This window comes from Thermodesulfobacteriota bacterium (assembly GCA_040757775.1).
Classification (GTDB): Bacteria; Desulfobacterota; UBA8473; order UBA8473; family UBA8473; genus UBA8473.
On record JBFLWQ010000003.1, the window covers coordinates 15,942 to 31,439 of the forward strand.

At 46.5% G+C, this 15,498-nt stretch carries 13 protein-coding genes; 4 read left to right on the forward strand and 9 right to left on the reverse strand.

The window, feature by feature from the left end:
- Positions 1-15: 15 nt before the first annotated feature.
- The 4 genes from bioF (at position 16) to AB1401_02685 (ending at position 3,938) form a co-directional block, all read left to right on the forward strand.
- The gene (gene bioF, locus AB1401_02670) at positions 16-1,203 is read left to right on the forward strand and encodes an 8-amino-7-oxononanoate synthase (protein ID MEW6614361.1); all 1,188 of its coding nucleotides are present in this window, start codon (positions 16-18) and stop codon (positions 1,201-1,203) included.
- Between the two features lie 8 nt (positions 1,204-1,211).
- Complete coding sequence (bioD, locus tag AB1401_02675; GenBank protein MEW6614362.1) at positions 1,212-1,952, forward strand: dethiobiotin synthase; 741 nt, start codon at positions 1,212-1,214, stop codon at positions 1,950-1,952.
- A gap of 116 nt (positions 1,953-2,068) precedes the next feature.
- On the forward strand, positions 2,069-3,397 hold the full coding sequence (locus tag AB1401_02680; protein ID MEW6614363.1) for a replication-associated recombination protein A: 1,329 nt from the start codon (positions 2,069-2,071) through the stop codon (positions 3,395-3,397).
- Between the two features lie 46 nt (positions 3,398-3,443).
- Positions 3,444-3,938, forward strand: a complete 495-nt coding sequence (locus AB1401_02685; GenBank protein MEW6614364.1) for a hypothetical protein — start codon at positions 3,444-3,446, stop codon at positions 3,936-3,938.
- Here AB1401_02685 and AB1401_02690 read toward each other — a convergent pair.
- The 9 genes from AB1401_02690 to AB1401_02730 all read right to left on the reverse strand — a co-directional run bounded on the left by AB1401_02690 (position 3,888) and on the right by AB1401_02730 (position 15,319).
- Positions 3,888-5,012, reverse strand: a complete 1,125-nt coding sequence (locus AB1401_02690) for an HD domain-containing phosphohydrolase (protein MEW6614365.1) — start codon at positions 5,010-5,012, stop codon at positions 3,888-3,890. The genes AB1401_02685 and AB1401_02690 overlap by 51 nt on opposite strands.
- Positions 5,013-7,181, reverse strand: coding sequence for a response regulator (locus AB1401_02695; GenBank protein MEW6614366.1), 2,169 nt, complete (start codon positions 7,179-7,181; stop codon positions 5,013-5,015).
- A complete protein-coding gene (locus AB1401_02700) occupies positions 7,178-8,236 on the reverse strand; it encodes a chemotaxis response regulator protein-glutamate methylesterase (protein ID MEW6614367.1) in 1,059 nt (352 codons plus the stop codon). Before AB1401_02700 ends, AB1401_02695 begins: the two co-directional genes overlap by 4 nt.
- Positions 8,233-10,524, reverse strand: a complete 2,292-nt coding sequence (locus AB1401_02705; protein MEW6614368.1) for a hybrid sensor histidine kinase/response regulator — start codon at positions 10,522-10,524, stop codon at positions 8,233-8,235. The genes AB1401_02700 and AB1401_02705 overlap by 4 nt, the downstream gene beginning before the upstream one ends.
- Before the next feature lie 2 nt (positions 10,525-10,526).
- Complete coding sequence (locus tag AB1401_02710; protein MEW6614369.1) at positions 10,527-11,990, reverse strand: methyl-accepting chemotaxis protein; 1,464 nt, start codon at positions 11,988-11,990, stop codon at positions 10,527-10,529.
- A 96-nt stretch (positions 11,991-12,086) separates the two neighbouring features.
- On the reverse strand, positions 12,087-12,614 hold the full coding sequence (locus AB1401_02715) for a chemotaxis protein CheW (GenBank protein MEW6614370.1): 528 nt from the start codon (positions 12,612-12,614) through the stop codon (positions 12,087-12,089).
- Positions 12,615-12,729: 115 nt separating this feature from the next.
- Positions 12,730-14,259 (reverse strand): CheR family methyltransferase, encoded by a 1,530-nt coding sequence (locus tag AB1401_02720; GenBank protein MEW6614371.1) that lies wholly within the window; start codon positions 14,257-14,259, stop codon positions 12,730-12,732.
- Positions 14,256-14,726, reverse strand: coding sequence for a chemotaxis protein CheW (locus AB1401_02725; GenBank protein ID MEW6614372.1), 471 nt, complete (start codon positions 14,724-14,726; stop codon positions 14,256-14,258). The genes AB1401_02720 and AB1401_02725 overlap by 4 nt, the downstream gene beginning before the upstream one ends.
- Before the next feature lie 458 nt (positions 14,727-15,184).
- Entirely contained in the window at positions 15,185-15,319 is a 135-nt protein-coding gene (locus tag AB1401_02730; GenBank protein ID MEW6614373.1) for a helix-turn-helix domain-containing protein, read from the reverse strand.
- Between the last annotated feature and the right edge of the window lie 179 nt (positions 15,320-15,498).

Sequence of the window (15,498 nt, forward strand, 5' to 3'; positions counted from 1 at the left end):
GGAAGTTCCTATACAATGGATCAATTATTGAATCAAGAGATAGAGAGACTGAAAAGATTAGGCCTCTATAGGGATCTAAAGACGATTGCAGGGTCTATAGACACAACAGTAGCTATAGACGGCAAAGAGGTTATTCTTCTGTCATCCAACAACTATTTGGGGATTGCTACCCACCCCAAATTGAAAGATGCCGCAGTTTCGGCCCTGAACGAGTATGGCACAGGGGCATGTGCATCCCGACTGATTTCTGGGAACATGGAAATCCATGAAGAGTTAGAGAAGAAAACAGCAAGATTTAAAGGGTGTCAATCGGCTATTGTATTTCCTACTGGATATATGGCCAATATTGGAGTAATAACCTCCTTAGTAAACAAGGGGGATCTTATTCTAAGTGACGAACTGAATCACGCCAGCATAGTAGATGGTTGCAAGTTAAGTGGGGCTAAAGTAAGGGTTTATCCTCATAAGAATATTGAAAAACTCAAAGAAATTCTCTTACAAGGCGATGCATCTTCCTCAAAGGATAGCTATAAGAGAATGCTTATAGTTACCGATGGGGTGTTCAGCATGGATGGAGATATAACCCCTTTGCCTGAGATACTAGATATTGCCAGGAAAGAAGATGCCCTGGTAATAGTTGATGATGCCCATGCCACAGGGGTGCTTGGTAAAAACGGAAAAGGCACGGCAGAATACTTTGGTTTAACAGATGAGAATTTAATTCATATGGGAACTTTTAGCAAGGCATTGGGGAGTATGGGTGGATATATAGCAGGATCAAAGGTTATAATCGAGTATCTGAGGAATAAGGCAAGGCCTTTTATCTTTTCCACAGCCCTGCCCCCAAGTGTTTGTGCTTCTTCTATCGCAGCCATTGAGATACTGGAAAAGGAATCTTGGATTCGAACCCGTTTATGGAGGAATATTGCCCGATTCAGGAAAGGATTGGCAAACCTGGGTTACAATACAATGGAAAGTCAAACTCAAATTATACCAATACTGATTGGGGATGCCTCCTTGACTATGGAATTCGCAAGGGCAATATTCCAAAAGGGGATATACGCCCCTGGAATACGGCCACCCGCCGTTCCCGAAGGAAAAAGCAGGATAAGAACCAGTTTAATGGCTTCCCACACAGATGAACAGATAGATAGGGTATTGGAAGTATTTGAGAGTGAGGGGCAAAGGTTGGGTATTATTTAGGTTATTAGATGAAAAAGGGTATCTTTATTACAGGAACAGATACGGAAGTTGGTAAAACAGTAGTAGCTGCTGGATTAGCAGGTGCAATAAAGGCCAAAGGCATAGACGTAGGGGTTATGAAGCCGGTTGCTACCGGGGCTATCAGAACCCCGGATGGGCTTATATCCACAGATGTCCAGTTTCTCCTAAAATCCATCGAATGCCATGATGAACTGAATCTGGTAAACCCTATAACCATAGAACTACCTCTGGCACCTCTGGTTGCTTCCAGGTTGGAGGGATGTGAAATAGAACTGGATAAGATTCGCAATGCCTATTTCAAGCTTAGCCAGAGGCATGATTTTATTGTTGTAGAAGGGATAGGAGGCATCCTGGTTCCAATAAAGGAGGATTACTTCGTTTCTGATATGATAAAGGAGTTAGATCTGCCTTGCATTATAGTTGCAAGACCTGGTCTGGGCACAATCAATCATGCCCTCCTAACCCTGAGAGAAGCACAGCAAAAGGGAATAGAAGTCAGAGGCTTTATTATCAATGGAATGGATGAACAAAAGGCAGGGATAGCCGAAAGAACAAATCCTGAAGTAATAAAGGGGCTGTCCCACATTCCAATGTTGGGGGTCTTGCCTTTTGACCCCAGGGTAGATATTTTTTCACTTGAAATGGGTGACATAATAGGGTTAACATTGAGGCATATAGATGTAGATAATATATTATCGGCTCTTTCTCCAAGTGAGTGGGTAATATAAACTTTTCCCTCTCCCTTGATGGGGGAGGGAAAAGTAGTTGGTGACTTTCCCATTAAGGGAAGGGAGTTTACCCACTTGCTGAACGCTTAAGTTATAATGTTGTAGTGGTCGTACAAATGGACCTGTTTGATCATTATACCAGGGATGAATTGAAGACGGGGGCACCGCTTGCTGACAGGATGCGTCCCCATACCCTGGAGGAGTTTGTTGGACAGGACCACATCCTGAAAAAAGGAAAGGTTCTTCGAAGAGCCATAGAGGCAGATGAGGTTCAGTCGTCAATTTTCTGGGGACCTCCAGGTACAGGCAAGACAACTCTGGCCCATATTTTAGCTGCAAAGACAGGGGCACATTTCATCTCATTCAGTGCAGTATTGGCAGGGATTAAAGATATAAGAGGGGTTATAGAGCAGGCAAGGAATCAGCGGAGATTTAAAAACAAACAAACCATCCTGTTTGTAGATGAAATCCACCGCTTCAATAAGGCACAGCAGGATGCCTTCCTCCCCCATGTTGAGGATGGAACGATAATCCTTATAGGGGCTACAACTGAAAATCCATCCTTTGAGGTTATATCTCCTCTGCTCTCCCGCGCTAAAGTCTTTGTCTTAAACCCCTTAAAGGAAGAGGATCTGGAGATTATACTTAAGCGGGCACTTTCAGATAAAGACAGGGGACTGGGAAACTACAGTGCCAGTATAGACCCGATTGCACTTAAGTATATTGCAGGTATGGCTGATGGTGATGCCCGTCGGGCATTGAATACCCTGGAACTGGCTGTTATGACCACAGTACCTGATAAGGGGGATACGAGACACATAACCAGAGAGATAGTAGAGGAGGTAGTACAGCGCAGGTTTCTACTCTATGACAAGGAAGGCGAGGAACACTATAACCTGATTTCAGCCCTGCATAAGAGCATGAGGGGAAGTGATCCCGATGCTGCCCTCTACTGGCTGGGAAGGATGCTGGAGGCAGGTGAAGATCCTCTCTATATAGCCAGGCGCCTGATACGCTTTGCATCTGAGGATGTGGGAAATGCGGATCCACGGGCGCTTCAGGTGGCGGTCTCCGCTATGCAGGCATATCAGTTTGTTGGTTCACCAGAGGGGGATCTGGCACTAGCTCAGTCTGCAACATACCTTGCCTGCGCCCCTAAGAGCAATGCCCTCTATACCTCATATTCAAAGGTAAAGAAAGACATTCAGGAAACTCAGGCACTGCCTGTCCCTCTCCATATACGCAATGCCCCCACTTCCCTGATGAAGAAGTTGGGTTATGGAAAGGGTTATAAGTATCCCCATAACTTCGCTGATAGTTATGTGGAGGAAGAGTATCTGCCTGAAAACCTCAAAGGCAGAATCTACTACGAACCCACCGATCATGGCTTTGAGGCAGAGATAAAGAGCAGGCTTGAAAAATGGCGGGGGAAAAAGAGGAGATAGTAGGACAGCCCCGATTATATCGGGGCTGTCAAATGGGGATTTTCAAGTGAAACAGTATATTTCCAGAGCCCGCATATTCGCTGACAGGTACGTTAAAGATGACTATGGGAGCTCGGATGATTTAGACAGATACGTAAGCAAATATGAAGAGAGGGTAAGACCGGTTGTTGCCGGAGCCATCTGTTCAAGGCTTGTAGAAAAGACCGACCTGAAGAATTACAAAAGGCTTCTAAAAGGGCTTAGAAGCCTGAGGGGATACATGAGTGACAATATTATGAGAGAGACAGAAGAAGGGATTATGGATGTCTGTGGAGAATATGAATCAAAGAAAGATGAGAGTTATAAGAATTTAAAGAAAAAATTAGAAGCATCCTTAAAAAACGGTTGGAAGCAAAAAGGCATTTCAGGGGCTGCTGTTGAGGTTAATGTGGAAGGGTCTTCTCAGTGGATGGGTATTCTGGATAAGATAGATTCAAAGTATAATAAGCTGCTAGAGGGAGTCAAAAGAGAATTTGAAGCCCTTCTCGGTAAAAACCTTTAAACAGGCATCCGCCACATCAGCATCATAAAGGATTCCCTTGTTCCGGGAGATTTCCTCTAAGGCTTTGTCTGTACCAAGGGCAGGTCTGTAAGGACGGTGAGAAGCCATAGCTTCAACAACATCGGCTACACCTAAAATTTTTGCTTCCATGAGAATGCCTTCACCCGAAAGCCCCTGAGGGTATCCGGAACCATTTATCCTCTCGTGATGCTGAAAGACAATTTGTGCCATGGGCCATGGGAAGTCTATATCTTTCAATATATTGTAACCCACCAGGGCATGGCCCTTAATCAAACCAAATTCAATCTCATTCAGACTGCCAGGCTTGCTGAGAATCTCAGAGGGTACGGATACCTTGCCAAGGTCGTGGATAGTTCCAGCCATACGGGTCCCTTCAAGCTTATCCTCCTGCAACCTCATCTCAGAGGCAATGATATAGGCAAGATTGGCCACACGCTTTTGATGTCCTGCCGTATATGGATCCCTTGATTCAACGGTCATTGCCACAGCCTGAATTATCCCGTCCATACTTTTTCTTAGCTTTTTCAATGCCTCCTGAAGCTCTCTGGTTCGTTCTTGAACCATTTGTTCCAGATTTTCTCGCAGGCACCTTTCATTTATTTCCGACTGGCGACGACGCAGCGCATTTTCCACACTGATTAATAACTCGTTGGCCTCAAATGGTTTAATGATGTATCCGTAGACGCCTAATTCCATAGCCTCCTTGGCAATGCCAGGGCTATCCATCACCGAGACCATTATAGCCCTGGTCTCCGGGTAATTGGGTAAGGCATACTTAAGGAATTCCAATCCTGTCTCTCCCGGCATAACCTGGTCAGAAAGTATCAGTTCGAAGTGGCTCTTTTTCAGGAACTCCCTGGCCTCTTCTGCATTAGCAGCCAGGGTGCACTGATAATCATTTGTCTCGAGCAATCGTTTGAGAAGATTCCTGATCGGTGACTCATCTTCTACAACCAGGATCCTGACCTTTTCCTCTTCCATCTTTTCCTTTCCATTTCCGTTAATTTGAAACTTTATAGATTCATTATGAATCTCGTATTCTGGAATCCGCAATCAGGAATCTAATACCTCCCTGACCTTTTGTGCCAGGACAACAGGTGTAAATGGCTTCTGGAGAAAAGGCATTCCAGGGTTCAAAACACCCTGATGGGCAATGGCGTTTTCCGTGTACCCCGACATATAAAGTACCTTCATTTGCGGTCGAAAGGTTTTTAACCGACCTACGAGATCACGGGCACTAATCCCTGGCATCACAATATCAACCAACATCAGATGAATAGACCCCTCATGTGCCTCACTGAGCTTCAGGGCAGATTCTCCGTCTTCCGCTTCTAAGGTTGTATATCCATAACCCCCGAGAACTTTCCTGGCAAGATTACGCACACTGTCGTTGTCTTCCACCACCAACAAGGTCTCTGTACCGTTGAGCACTTTTACAGGTAATTTTTCCTTTTCCTCTGGTTCTGCATTCCCCTCAATCCTGGGCAGATAAATCTTGAAGGTTGTTCCCCTTCCGGGTTCGGTGTAGACAAATATGTAACCGTTGCTCTGCCTGACGATTCCGTATACCGTGGACATGCCCAGCCCGGTACCCTTGCCTTCCTCCTTTGTGGTAAAAAATGGCTCGAATATGTGGGATTTGGTCTCCTCATCCATCCCGGTGCCTGTATCGGTCATAGCAAGCATCACGTAGGAGCCGGGCTGAAACCCAAGGTATTTCTGAGCATATCTCTCGTCCTGGTACACATTGCCTGTCTCAATGGTAAGCTTTCCTCCATTGGGCATGGCATCCCTGGCATTCACCGCAATATTCATGATTACCTGCTCTATCTGCCCGGGATCCACCGATATGTATCCCAGTTGTGGTTCCAGAACAGTTATCAGGCTGATGTCCTCACCTATCACACGCTGAAGCACCTTATCAACATCGTCTACAATATGATTGAGGTCCACTACTCTGGGCTGCAGAATCTGCTTTCGGCTGAAGGCAAGCAACTGACGGCTCAGGTTTGCCGCACTCTGTCCTGCCTTCTTTATCTGTTCGATATCTTTACAGATATCGCTGTCATGCCCGAGTTTCATCGTGAGAAGGTCGGAATAGCCTACTACAGCCGTCATCAGGTTGTTAAAGTCATGGGCAATACCGCCTGAAAGCCTTCCAATAGCTTCCAACCTCTGAGACTGGATAAGCTGATTTTCAAGTTCTTTGCGCTCGGTGATGTCGATGCAGGTACCAACCCATTCAAGTATACTTCCGTCTTTGGCGAAAAGAGGGACACCACGTGTCAGAAAGTAGCGGTAATTTCCATCGTATCTGCGTAAGCGGTATTCAATTTTATAGTTAGCTTTCTTTTCAACAGCTTCCTTCCACATTTGCACCGTACGCTCAACATCATCCGGATGCAATGCCTTTGACCATCCCCAGCCTTTGACCTCTTCATACGATTGACCGGTAAAATTCCGGAATGAAGGTATATCTTCAACTACCTCACCACTAGCATTAGTAACCCATCCAAGGCCTCCAGCTACCTCAATATATGACTGATAGCGCTTTTCAGATGCACGTAGCGCCTCCTCCGCCTGCTTGCGCTCTGCAACTTCTGCCATCAGTGTAGCGGTTCTTTCTTTAACTTTATCCTCCAGTTGTTCGTTCAGCTTCCTCAATTCTTCCTGTACCCTTTCCAACTCCCGGTTCTTATGGATGGCAGTCTCGTATGTGGATAGAAGGAGATTGAAAATTTGCAGGCGATTTGAACTGATAAAGTATTTCTGTTTCCCGAAGTGGATGGTCAGCCCTCCCTGCGATTCATCAATAGCCTGCAAATGCATATTTGCCAGGAGATAGTTAACACGGGAGATGAGATACTTTTCATCATAGGGCTTTGTAATGAAGTTGTCAGCCCCACACTCCAAGCCTCTGATGACGTCTTCAGGGTTAGACAAGGCGGTCAAGAGTATGACGGGGATACTCTTAAGCTTCTCATTTGCTTTAACCTGACGGCATAGTTCATAGCCGTCCATCTCTGGCATAATGATATCGCTGATGATAATCATTGGGCTGTGCTGCTGCAATAAATTCAAGGCATGTTTACCATTCTTACCAACTAAAACTTGATAGCCGTGTTTTTCCAGAAGGTATTTCAGTTGTTCAGCCTGTGTAGAGCTATCCTCGGCAATGAGAATCTCTACTTTCCCATTTCTGAGCTTTTCTTCTACATTCATAGCTTTACCTCCCCTTTGCTGTTAGTAAAGCTGATTAATGCATCTGCAATTTTTTCTGGCGGCAATACGTATGTAGCCGCGCCAAGGCTTATGGCTTCACCAGGCATACCGTGGACTACAGAGCTTTCCTTATCCTGCGCAATAGTGATAGCGCCCCTGTCCTTCATCAGCCTTAATTCCTTAGCGCCGTCTTTACCCATGCCGGTGAGCAAAATGCCAGCGGCATTCTTGTTAAAGAGCTGTGCTACCGAGCGGAAGAGATAAGAAACAGAAGGACGTAAACCGTTTTCAGATTCACTCTGGCTCAGCATTATTCGATTTCCAGGCACTGCTCCAATATGGAATCCATCCGGTGCCAGATAAGCATGCCCGGGCAGAAAAGGTTCATTGTTAACAGCGACATGAACTGAAAGAGCGGAAGACCCTGAGAGCCATTCTGCAAAACCGTGAACAAATCCGGCAGCCATGTGTTGGACAATCAGCACGGGAACTGGAAATTCTTTAGGAAGCCTGGATAAAATGGCTTGAAGGGCCAGCGGTCCACCTGTTGAGGCACCTATAGCTACCACCTTGACTTCTGCCGAGGATGCCTTGATTTCATTCGCAGTCGCTGGTATAACCTGTTCCTTTTTAGGGCGATGCCAGCGCTTGACCACCTTGACCTCGGCCATCAGTTTTACAGTTTGAACCAGCTCTCTGGCAGTTGTCTCGTATTCCGGGTCACCGATGCCTTTTGGCCGGGAGATGACAGTCAGGGCGCCTGCCTCCACAGCACGGAATGCCGTAGCCGCTTCTTTTACAGTCGAAGTACCGCTGACGATGACTATGGGCGTGGGCTGGGTTTCCATAATTCGGTGAGTTGCCTCAAAGCCGTTCATCTTTGGCATATGGATGTCCATAGTGATAACATCAGGCTTAAGGCACATAGCAGCTTCAACAGCTTCCTCACCATCCCTGGCAGTGTCAACGACCTCTAGTTCCGGATCAGAGCCAAGGATATGAACCAGGAACTCGCGGGCAACGGCAGAATCATCAACAATAAGGACTTTAATCATATCAGTCTCCTGATTACTTCCAGCAAATTGCTCTGGTCAAAACTACTCTTAACGATATAGGCATTAGCACCAACCTCAATGCCCCGCTCACGGTGTTCGCGAGAGTCGAGAGCCGTGACTAAAACTACGGGCAGTTCAGCTAGTTTTCTATCGGCACGAACCTTCGCTGTAAGATCAAAGCCATTCATCCTGGGCATATCCACATCTGATACGACCAGGTCAAACCTTTCGGTCTTCAATGCCGTAAAGGCATCAATGCCGTCAATGGCGGTTTTGATGTTGTATCCTGCTGCCTCCAGAATATTCTTCAGCAATGACCGTGCGGTGATTGAGTCCTCCACTACCAGTATAGACCTCATCTCAAATGCAGCTTTCTTCGCCACGGTGATTCTGGGAGGGGCAGCACTGACTTTCACTGCTGATTTCATCAGGTCACTGACATTGAGAACTGGCACTACCTTGCCTGTAGCTAAAACAGAGGCTCCAATTATATTTCGCACACGGGAAAGCTGCTTGCCAAGACTTTTCACTAAGACCTCCTGTTCATCAATAATCTCATCCACCGAAAAGGCAAGCCGCTTTTCAGCGGAAGCCAAAACCACGACAGGCAAAGTGTTTGCGGAATCTGCTGCAGTATCTTGCAGGGAAAGTTCCAGAACCTCTGTAAGCCTTACAAGCGAGAGGACCTGTCCGTCAAGCTGGATCGTCTCTCGATTTTCCACTGCTTTAATATCTTCCTTGTTCACACTTAGCACCCGCTCTATATTTGTCGTGGGTAAAACAAAGAGGCATTCGCCGGCACGAACGACAATCCCTCGAAATGTAGCCAACGTCAGCGGCAGACTAAGGCGGAATGTGGTGCCAACACCGTGTTCTGTTTCCACCGATACTGTACCGCCGAGTCTTTCTACTTTCTCCTGCACAATAGCCAGACCCAGGCCTCTGCCTGAGATGTTGGTAATGATGGGACTGGTGGAAACCCCTGATTGATAGAGTAGTGACAGTGCCACCTGTTCATCGGGTCTCTCTGCTTCTTCCTGAGAAATAATACCACGCCTCAGCGCTACCTCTCTAACCTTTGCCACGTCGATTCCAGTGCCGTCATCGGAGATTGTGATACCAACGCTGTTACTTTTTGTCTGAGAGATAGCAACGGTAACTGTGCCGCGAGGTGATTTTCCCTTGCGCTTTCGCTCCTCTGGCTTCTCTATGCCATGGTCAATACAGTTTCTGACCAGATGCATGAACGGGGCATTCATTTCTTCCAGGATACGCCTGTCGATTTCGATCTCCTGCCCGTTAATTACCAGCTCTACATCTTTGCCCTGGTCCCGTGAGAGGTCTCGCGCAAATTTGGGAAAAATCTCCAGAATCGACGATAGGGGAAGCATCGAAGCCACTCTCACATCCTGCAGGAGGTTGTTTACCACTCCGTCAAGCACATGACTGTCTTGCTTGGCTGTCTTTGTAAGCGCGTCAAGCCTGCTTTCCAGCGACATAATATGGCTCTGATTCCAATCAAGGAACTCCAGCAGTCGGGCAATGTGGGAATTGGTTCTGCCCTGGTCATGGCAGTTCTTTTCTTCCAGCGACTGTCGTACCATCCTTACATAGGGGAGGAGTTTATTCCACTCTTTTTCCCATTCGGTCAGGCTGGCATTGCACCCGCGCAGTTCAGTAACCAGATGGGCTGTGGCATGTTTGAATGAAAGAAGTTCCTCGATCTGTAGCAGCAAAGATTCCAGCCTTGAGGTGGATATCCGTACGGTATCAGTGGTCGGTGAGCGGTGATCAGGGGTCAGGGGTCGGTGGGCGGTTATCGGTTCCCTGTCCTCTGTCTTCTGTCCTCTGTCTTCTGATTCCTGACTACCAGTGGTGTCAGTCAATATAGACTGCAGTGCTTTAACCGTCGCCGCAGCTCTCGATTTCTCATCAGCGGTACGTTCTCTTTCTATAGATGTAAGGAGTGTCTTGAGATTGTCAACTGCATGGTGAAGCACATCCAGCAGCCTCACTGATACCGGTATTTTCTGGCTTTTTAAAGCGGAGAAGACGCTTTCCAGTGATTGGCATATTGCCTCAATTTCAGTAATGTTGACAGACCGGGCTGCCCCCTTCAGACTGTGTGCTTCCCTGAACACGGTCTCGGTTATCTGTACCTGCCTGTCAAAGCCAGGGTATTTCTCCAGTTCAATCAGCCCGGAGGACATGGCATTGATATGCTCATGGGCTTCGATTTTGAATGTTGCCAGAAGCTTTTTTAAGAAATCATTGTCGTTTTTAACCATGTTTACCTGTTTTTTTTACTCTCTATCAACGACCTTAACTGCAGTGCCAGTTTGTTGAGATCATGCGCCGCCTGCTCCGATTGCTTTATTCCAATCAGGTTCTGCTCGGTGGCATGGTTGATATTTTCCATCGCCTGAGCTACCTGATCCACTCCTACCATCTGCTGTTGGCTGGAAGCCGAAATCTGAATGGCTGCCTTTGCTGATTCATTGACGCTATCCGTCAGTATCCGGATAGACTCATTGGCTGCCGCTGATTGCTTTATGCCAGCTTCAACAGCTTTGTTGCCCTGTTCCGTAGCCATGACCGCGCTGCTGGTATCTCTCTGTATGTCAGTCAATATCGTCCGCACACGGGCTGTTGCCTGCCTTGACTGCTCTGCCAGACTCTTTATCTCCTGTGCCACAACGCCAAATCCTCTCCCCTGCTCCCCGGCCTTGGCAGCCTCAATGGCAGCATTTACAGCCAGAAGGTTGGATTGGTCAGCAATATCGTTAACAGTGGCAATTATCTCTCCGATTGTCTGGCTCTGCTCGCTCAGCCTGACAATGCTTTCGCCAACAGACTCCATCCGTTCCCGAATATTGCTTATCCCGGCAACCAAATCTTCTACGGCTTTTCTGCCATTCTGTGCCGACTGATTTGTCTTCTGGGCATTTTCAGATAAGTATTTAGCTTTCTCACTGGAGACCTGGGCTGTCTGTCTTACCTCTTCAACTGTTGTAGTGGTCTCACTTACGGCTGTAGCTGTTTCTGAGGATCCCGAGACAATCTCGGCCGTGGTAGCCAAAATCTGGGATGAGGAAGTAGATAGTTGAGAAATACTCTCACGTAATTGGCGGCTGGTCGATTGGCTGATAAAAAAGGCTATTGTCAGCCCGCATGCCAATGCGAGGACCAGAATGACCACAATCACAAAGGAAAGACGATTTATATTTGCCGTGAGTTCCGCTCTTCTTTCCACCATTAAATTCGCTTCTCTTTCTCCAAAGCGTTCTGCCTTAACCACCAGTTCATCGGTGAGAGGTTTGACCTCCTGGCTGAGCATTGTCAGCGCTATGGATTCTTTCCCCTGTTGCGCCAGAGCCAAAGCCTTTTCCAGCCCTTCCCTGTGCTTCTTGTGGAGGTTCAGAATATCAGAGAGCATACTGCGTCCTTCCCCGGTGGGAACAACTTTTTGCATCCCCTCAATCACGGCATCGAACTCATGATAACTTTCCCGTATTTTGTTCAAATATTCCTTTCGCTTATCAGGAAATAGAAAGAAGCCGCGATCGTAAGCGACCTGGTTCCTCAGCTCGAATTTGAGTGCCTCAGCATCATGATGTAACCTTGTCCTTAAATCAATAAATTCGTTGTATGAACCTTTCATAGTGCGGATAGTATAGAACGAGACAGATGCAATAATAACCAACAGCACCAATACAATTACGTACCCACCGATGATTTTTTTAGCTATAGTCATGTTCTCTCCTCCTTGAATCGAGTTTCCAGCTTATTTTTAAGCTGCAAGGTTCAAGATTTATCTTGTAACTTGTATTTTGTCTTTCTGAGCACGTTCCTAAGTTACCTCCTCATGCACCACTATCTTAGTGTCAGTCAGTAATTTGTTCATGTCAAGAATAACCGTCTGGTCATTGGCAACACCTCTCAGATACTCCTCCCGAATTCCGGTGAGCGTAGGGAGCGATGGTTGAATGTCTTCAACTGGTATGTGACGCACACCGTGAACTGCATCGGCAAGTATGCCAAGCTCTATTTCACCGGCTTCAACGATTATTATTCTGTCACGGTCGCCAAGCCCTGTCTCAGGGAGGTCGAAGAACTTTTTAATATCTATAACTGAGATAATCTTTCCACGGACGTTAGTTATACCCAGGACAAATGGCGGTGTGCATGGCAGGGGAGTCAATTCCTTCATAGAGTAGACCTCGCGAACGTAATGTGATTCAATACCGTACCTCTCATTTGCTAAAGTAGCCTCCACAACCTCAAGATAGTCTTGAGACCTTTCCTGTTCCTCTGATTCTCTGGCTAATGCCTTTGCTCTTGCATTAAGGATTTTTTTCTTTTCTGCCTGAGTTATCATTAATCCCCGTTCCAATACGACCTGGCTGTCCTGGATGGAGCGATGGGAACCAGCCAGATCAGTTGCTCTTTTTTGGTCTTCTTTTTCAGTAATCTATCATTCGTAGTTACAGGCATCAAGTCCTTACCTGCATCTTGCATCCTGCAAATTGCAGCTTAATGGCTGTTATAATTTCCATTAGCCTGCCAGCAGTCATCCCTTCCGATTCTGGCAGAACATCTTCCTGCTGATAGCTATCCAGCAGTGACAGTGCGTTTTCAAAATGCTTGCGAGCTTCCTGGAGCTTCCTCTGCTGCAGGGTCAGATTTCCCAGAGCAAAGTGAGCCAGCGCAAAATCCTGCTCCAAATAGAGCGCCTGTTTCAGCGAGACCGCTGCTTCGTCAACTTGGTTTTGTTCCTGAAGAATAGTCGCCAAAAGGTAGTAATAGCCTGGATTCAGCCTGTCTGTGGTTATGGCTTTTCGACAGTAATCAAGCGCATCAGAGAGCTTACCCTGGTTAGCATAGACCCGAGCCAGTAAAGCCATTGCTTTTGAGTCAGCTCCATCATGCGACAGCAGATCTATGACTTTTTCTTCGGCTTCTGCATAGTAACCCTGACCATATAACGACAAGGCTTCCTCATACGTGGCCGGGGTCGGGGGCCGGGGGTAATGGATCGTGGGTTGGGGTTCGGGGATCAGGGGTCGGGGTGTATCTTCCCTCTCATAACCTGTAACTTGCACCTTGTCACTTGGGATTGGTAGCTTGAAAGTTACATCTTGAAACCTGTAACTTTCAATCCGGAACTTACCACTTGCCACTTCTTTTCTATAGAGGATAACGCCGAGATAATTGACCGCTGTGAACTGCGGATAGAGGACATGCGATGCTTCGCTCGGGCTCACTATCAACCACCCGCCGTTTGTCAGGCAATCGTAAAAGCCCTGGATGACCTTATTTGCCTGCTCAGGAGCAAAGTACATCAACACATTACGGCAGAAGATTACGTCCATAGCATTGGTTTTATTTAACAATGAAGGATAGGGATCTTCGGCTAAATTATGATGGAAGAATATGACCATTTTCTTGATGCCGCGCGCGATTTCAAAGCGACCGTCCTTTGTCTTTTTGAAGTATTTCTCCTTTACCCATTGCGGGCAGCCTCGAAATGACCATTCACCGTAGATGCCATGTGATGCCTTCTGTAGAAAACGGGGATTTATGTCTGTAGCCAGGATAGCAGTATTCCAGTTGTTCAAATCAATGCTGATTTTGCCTAGTAATATGGCGATGGAATATGGTTCTTCACCTGTGGCACAGCCGGCGCTCCATATTCTTAGACGCTGATCGCCTCCACGGCGAGAGGCAATCAATTCCGGGAGGATATCCTCTTCAAGAACTCTGAAGCCTTTCTCTTCCCGGAAGAAATAAGTTTCCCCAACCGTAAGGTGGCTTGCCAGAGTCTCTATTTTATCTCTGGTCAATGATGAGGAAAGGAGCCAATGGACGCATGACTCTGCATTATCGAAGCCAAACTCCTTCGCGGCAGCTTCAATTCCACGTTGAAGGTCGTCCCACCGCTCTCTGGGGAAACGTAAGCCTGTCCGGGCAGTCACCAGATCACTTATTTGCGACAATGGTATATCTGAAATCAGGCTTTTCATTCTTTGCCTTTCAGCTCTTTCAGTGATTCATTCAAGACTTCCTCTTCTTCCAGCGAAAGAAAGGTGTCGAGGTCGTGAATGAGGACTAACCCATCTTCAAGCTTTATCACACCTTCAACATAATCCATGCAAGGAAGAACCTCCTCCGCAGCAACCACTTTTTGCTCCGGGCTTTCTACGACGCCCTTAGCCTCATCCACCACCAGGGCAACAGTCCGCATGGAAGTACGTGCTATGATTAACCGGTCGCTCAGGTCTATTTCTCGCTCTGACAAGCGGAACCGCTTGCGTATGCTGACCACTGGAACAACCTGTCCCCCAACATTGATTATACCCATAACGATCTCCGGTTCTTTAGGCAGAGGGGTAATCTCAACTATGCGAACAATCCTCTCCACATCTGAAAGATACAGAGCATAGCGTTGCTCATCTAAGGTAAAGACAACGTATTGATTTAGTTTATCCATAGAGTGTCTGCCTTAATGGGGGTAACATAGTATTGGACCTTATTATGCCACATAAAACACTAGACTCCTGTCTGGTGATGAATATGCCGTCCATACTGGTAAACCGGAAGGGGTATAACAAAACCAAAGTCATTAAACGTAAAGCCTACGGTTTTCATGGCTTGAGATACTTTACGCTGAAAATTTACCAGGCTTTCTTCAACTAATTCGGAGAAGAACCATAATCTATTGATTGCCGCCCTAAACACATGGACATATTATTTTTGATTGGGATAGCAATAATAGGGTTACATGATGTGCGTCATAAATGATGCCCTTACTTTCTTACCTCCCATTCTGATTCCAACTGCCGAATTCGTTGCCATCCTCTCCGATTTATAATGCTCAACTTACTGGTATCACGTCTGTTTTTTTACTGTCGGGGGGGGGGTAACATGTCTCCTTTCTTTTTCCAATAGCTACTCATCAATTACATCTTTTCGGAAGCGCAGATGGCGACCAATCTTACTCACCGGTATTTCCCTGTCCTTAACCAGACGGTAAATGCTTGCTTTCGAAACCCGCAGGTACCTGGCTACTTCATCGGTAGTCATTATTCTGAGTCTTCCTTTGCTTGGGGCTTTCACATTCACTCGTTTATCCTTTTTATCTTTGTTTTGATTTCAAACAATTGAGTATCATTATGTAGTCAATAGTGTTAATAATTCTTTAAAGACCTATAATTTTATAGGTTGCATAAAACAAGTTATATGTCAATCAGTATTATCAAAAA

Excerpts from the sequence above, each read along its gene's own strand:
- AB1401_02700 (MEW6614367.1), bottom strand. The coding sequence starts at position 8,236 with ATGATTAAAGTCCTTATTGTTGATGATTCTGCCGTTGCCCGCGAGTTC.
- AB1401_02695 (MEW6614366.1), bottom strand. The coding sequence starts at position 7,181 with ATGAATGTAGAAGAAAAGCTCAGAAATGGGAAAGTAGAGATTCTCATT.
- AB1401_02710 (MEW6614369.1), bottom strand. The coding sequence starts at position 11,990 with ATGACTATAGCTAAAAAAATCATCGGTGGGTACGTAATTGTATTGGTG.
- AB1401_02680 (MEW6614363.1), top strand. The coding sequence starts at position 2,069 with ATGGACCTGTTTGATCATTATACCAGGGATGAATTGAAGACGGGGGCA.
- AB1401_02715 (MEW6614370.1), bottom strand. The coding sequence starts at position 12,614 with ATGATAACTCAGGCAGAAAAGAAAAAAATCCTTAATGCAAGAGCAAAG.
- AB1401_02725 (MEW6614372.1), bottom strand. The coding sequence starts at position 14,726 with ATGGATAAACTAAATCAATACGTTGTCTTTACCTTAGATGAGCAACGC.
- AB1401_02720 (MEW6614371.1), bottom strand. The coding sequence starts at position 14,259 with ATGAAAAGCCTGATTTCAGATATACCATTGTCGCAAATAAGTGATCTG.
- bioF (MEW6614361.1), top strand. The coding sequence starts at position 16 with ATGGATCAATTATTGAATCAAGAGATAGAGAGACTGAAAAGATTAGGC.
- bioD (MEW6614362.1), top strand. The coding sequence starts at position 1,212 with ATGAAAAAGGGTATCTTTATTACAGGAACAGATACGGAAGTTGGTAAA.
- AB1401_02705 (MEW6614368.1), bottom strand. The coding sequence starts at position 10,524 with ATGGTTAAAAACGACAATGATTTCTTAAAAAAGCTTCTGGCAACATTC.
- AB1401_02730 (MEW6614373.1), bottom strand. The coding sequence starts at position 15,319 with ATGACTACCGATGAAGTAGCCAGGTACCTGCGGGTTTCGAAAGCAAGC.